This window comes from uncultured Agrococcus sp., from assembly GCF_945915485.1.
In the GTDB taxonomy this organism is placed as follows: Bacteria; Actinomycetota; Actinomycetes; order Actinomycetales; family Microbacteriaceae; genus Agrococcus.
The window spans coordinates 1-4007 of the sequence record NZ_CAMEFJ010000139.1 but is presented as its reverse complement, the minus strand read 5'-3'; the positions used below and the strand labels follow the sequence as shown (position 1 = coordinate 4007).

The following is a 4007-nucleotide window of genomic DNA, read 5'->3' as shown; positions in this document are numbered from 1 at the left end:
GAGTCAGGGCTATCAGGTGAGTCAGGGCTGTTCGGCGAGTCAGGCGAGTTCGGCGAATTCGGGCTATTGGGCGAATCGGGCGAGTTCGGTGAATCAGGGGATGCCGGGCTCGGCTGCGAAACGGGGCTCGGAGCCGAGTTCGGCGTCTGCGCCGAAGGCGCCGAAACCGTGCTGGGCGCTGAGGCCACCGAGTGCAGGCCATCGTCGGAGCCGATGTACGTTTTATCGAGCGAGACGTCCGTGCCGGCAACGGCACCGTGTGCGATCTGCACACCGTCCTCGTTCTGCAGATCGGTCTGCTGTGCGACGGCTGCTGCGCCGCCGGCGACGACGCCGAGTGTCAGGGTGCTCGCCGCAGTCAGCGCGATCCAATGCTTCTTCTTGAGCGGTGTCTTGTCCATGGGATCCTCCCGATGTTGGTGTGGTCTTCGATCTGTCACTTACTTAACCCGGCGGGGGTGAGGCAGCAAGGAGACCTAGATGAGGGCCATCTCATCTTCCGCGTTCGCATTGCGCAGCGGTGCTCCTGACCCCGTGCTCGTGAACGCCGAAACACGGCGCAGGTGTGCCCGGTGTCGGGGTTTCTGTTGTTGTGTGCCGAATGTATGACTATCTGCCCGACATTCGGCACATTCCATACATACGCGTATTCGGGCATTCGGGTCGTTCGGTCGTTCGGTTCACGCAGGGCGCCGCCGCTACAGGCCCCGGCGACGAAACACGGCGCACGTGTGCCGGGGATGAACGCCGTGTTTCGACGCCGAGTGTCAGAGTTGCAGTACTTCGTGACCGGCGAGCAGCCGGTCGGCATATGGCCCGTTGCTAGGCCGACCTCGCACGGTTCTGCGCGTAGCCCCACGTTGCGAGCGCGAGCAGCGGGCCCCACAGCCAGAACGGCAACACGAACAGCAGCGAGAGCTGGCTGACCGGTTGGACGCCGCTATAGGCGAAGAGCGTCAAGATCGCATCGAAACCCGCAGCGGTGAAGAGCGCGGCGACGATCATTGCGGGAACAACAGCCAGCGACACCGGCACGGGCCGGCCACCAACGCGAGGGAACCAGCGAGGGAATCGCTCGCCCCACGGGAGAATGAGCCCGAGATTCAGCACTGCTCCGGCGAGCATCGCTGCTCCGAGCATGAGGCCCGTCGCGAGAACTTCGGGGCTTGCGGTGGCCTCCCCTCCGAATAGTGGCCAGGGGGTGAGCCAGCTCAGCCTCGCGACAACATAGGGTAACGCGCAGGCGGCAGAGGCCACCGTGATCGGCACACGGTGGCGCAGAGCAAACCGGCCGATGGCAGTATCGCGGCGGCGCAGCAATCGGGCCCCCAGCAGCGTCCAGACACCGGAGAACAGGATGAACATGAGCGGTACGAAGAACTTCACAATATCGACTGCGGACCCCGCTGCCACGACACCGTAGAACCGAATGAGCGAGAGCGGCCCGAACAGCGCGAACACAAGGCCGCCGACAACGACGAGTGCGGTAGGAACGCCGATGCCCGGCCGCTTGATCGCGAACGTGACGACTGTTACGAATGCGGCGACGGGCAAGCTCAACGCCAGCGTGTATCCGGCGGCCGCGAGACCGTTGAAGCCAACGAATCCCAGTCCGCTCGCGAGTCCGGCAGCCGGACCGAGCCAAGCAATCACTTGCGCCGATGGCCTCCCGAACAGTGCGAAGAGGCCCGCTGTCGTCATCCCGCCGCCGATTGCCGCTTGCGTCGCGGCGATAATGCGTTCTCCCGCTTGACTGTCTTCGACAAGTCGTTGCACCGGCATCGAGGGTGACGCGTAGGGGCTCAGTGCGGGAGCGATGAGCCAGACAAGGCCGCTCGCGAGCATGATCACGCCGAGAGCTACACCGACGCCGATCAATCGGCGCTGTCCTGTGGGCCCGTCTTGTGAGCTTGATGAGAGGGTGCGTAGCGTATCCATGACTCTACGCTCCCGCTGGAGCGGTTGCTGAGGCTTCGCCCAGCAGAGCGGTTCGAGATCACCCGATCGGGTGACTGTCTTGCCCGGCCCCGTGCTATTGCGCTGGCGTCCCGTTACGGCCCGGGCGCACGATCCCGTTTTCGTATGCCCAGATGACGACCTGGATTCTGTCGGGCAGGCCGAGGCGGGCGAGAACGGCCTTGACGTGCGTTTTGATGGTGTTCTCGCTGAGGAAGAGCGCGCTGCCGATTGCCGAATTCGACGCTCCGCGGGCAAGCAGGTCGAATACCTCACGCTCGCGCGGCGAAAGCTCGGAGAGCGGATCTCCCTCGGGCAGCACCTGGTGTCGAACGTGCTGCAATAGCGATGCCGAAGCTCGCGGAGATACAGCCGCGTCACCGTCAGCAACGCGACAGATCGCGTCTGCCAGGTCGGCGGGTCGGGTGTCCTTCGTCAAGAATCCGCTCGCGCCGGCGCGTACTGCGGCGAAGACATACTGATCGAGATCGAAGGTTGTCAGGACGAGCACGCGAGTCGTGGAACGCAACCGGAGGACCTCCGTAGTCGCCGCGATCCCGTCCGTGCCCGGCATCCGGATATCCATCAGCACCACGTCGACACGGTGGCCGCGAACATACTCGATCGCTTCCCGGCCATCAGCGACGGCTGCGACGACGTCGATTCTGGGGTCCGCGTTCAGTACCGTGCCAAGGGCGTTTCGGAGCAATTCCTGGTCGTCGGCGAGCAGCACCGACACCGGCCCGGGCTCGTTCACGATTTCTTCTCCGTCGGCAACATTGCGCGGACGCGCCAGCGCGCGCCCCTGAGTATTTCCAGCGTGCCATCCGCCCCTTCGACCCGCTCGCGCATCCCGATCAGACCGGTACCGGCGCTTCCGCTGGGCTCGTGATGGCCCTTGCCGCCATCGTCTTGCACCGTCACCTCGACTCCCTTGTCGTGCCAGCGCACATCGATGTCCACAGCGACGGGAGGAACGTTGTGCCGAATCGCATTGGTGATGGCTTCCTGCACGAGTCGATAAGCGGCAACGCTTACGTCTGGTGAGACGGAACGTGTGCGGCCCTCCGTTCGGAAGCGAATCGTGTGCTCGTTACTCCGTGCGCCATCGATCAGCGCTGGGATGCCGGTTATGCCGGGCGCCGGCTCCAGCGGTTCGAACTCGGCACGGTCAAGGACGCGCAGCATGCCGCGCAGACCCTGCATAGCCGACCGCCCGGTCTCCGCCACTCTCTCCAGTGCTTCATCGGCTTCGTCCTGCTTCGTGAGTATGCGCGCGGCTTCGGCTTGCGCGATCATGACGGTCAAGGAGTGGGATACGACATCGTGGAGGTCGCGTCCTATGCGGCTTCGCTCCTGCGCGAGCGCAACTCGTGTCTGCTCTTGACGAATCTGATCTGCGCTGAGGCGTCGTTGCTTCGCCAGCGAGCCGAGCGCCCATGCGGCGACCACCCCCACAACGAGGGTTCCCGCCTGCACCAGCCACATGAGTGGATCGCTTACTGTTCCTCGTGCGATTTCGACCAACGTGATGATGCCGGCCCCGACAAAGCCGACGACCAGGGCCACCCTCGATGCCAGTTTGTCTTCGCCGTTGGCGAGCACCCAGGTGAGCACGAGGTACGCAATGGAAGACGGAAGCATAGCTGCGCTGCCGACACCTTGCACATACACGAAGGCGAGCGGAAGCATGAGGGCCGAACCGATTGCGAAGGAGGCGCGGGGCCATCGATTCGCGAGAAATCCTGTGCAGTGCAGGAGCCCTGCCGTCGTGATTACCAGGATGCTCGTTCCGCTGGTGAGCGGCGTAGGAGAGGCCTGATGGAGCGTCACGAGCGTGAGTGGAAACGCGATGACGGCAATCAGGGCGGATGCGACCATCACGCCATTGATTGCCACACCGGGCGCGTGCGCTGCGTGCTGTTCCTGCGAGGACATGGGTTCAGTATTGCTGTGCAGCTCGGAAAAATCATCACTCGAGCGGGCGAATCGCTCCTGCGGAGCGATTCGGTACAAGGCAGGGCTCTTCGTTGCGTTTCAGTTGGAGGTGG

General features: G+C 64.0%; 4 protein-coding genes. All 4 read right to left on the bottom strand.

Features of this window, described 5'->3' with window-relative positions:
• Nucleotides 1-401: hypothetical protein (locus Q0O95_RS13440; RefSeq protein ID WP_293699674.1), on the bottom strand; the 401-nt coding region annotated here is incomplete at its 3' end.
• Between the two features lie 421 nt (nt 402-822).
• Nucleotides 823-1938 (bottom strand): hypothetical protein, encoded by a 1116-nt coding sequence (locus Q0O95_RS13435; protein ID WP_293699671.1) that lies wholly within the window; start codon nt 1936-1938, stop codon nt 823-825.
• A 94-nt stretch (nt 1939-2032) separates the two neighbouring features.
• On the bottom strand, nt 2033-2713 hold the full coding sequence (locus tag Q0O95_RS13430) for a response regulator transcription factor (RefSeq protein WP_366516497.1): 681 nt from the start codon (nt 2711-2713) through the stop codon (nt 2033-2035).
• On the bottom strand, nt 2710-3894 hold the full coding sequence (locus tag Q0O95_RS13425) for a histidine kinase (protein ID WP_293699668.1): 1185 nt from the start codon (nt 3892-3894) through the stop codon (nt 2710-2712). Before Q0O95_RS13425 ends, Q0O95_RS13430 begins: the two co-directional genes overlap by 4 nt.
• Nucleotides 3895-4007 lie beyond the last annotated feature (113 nt).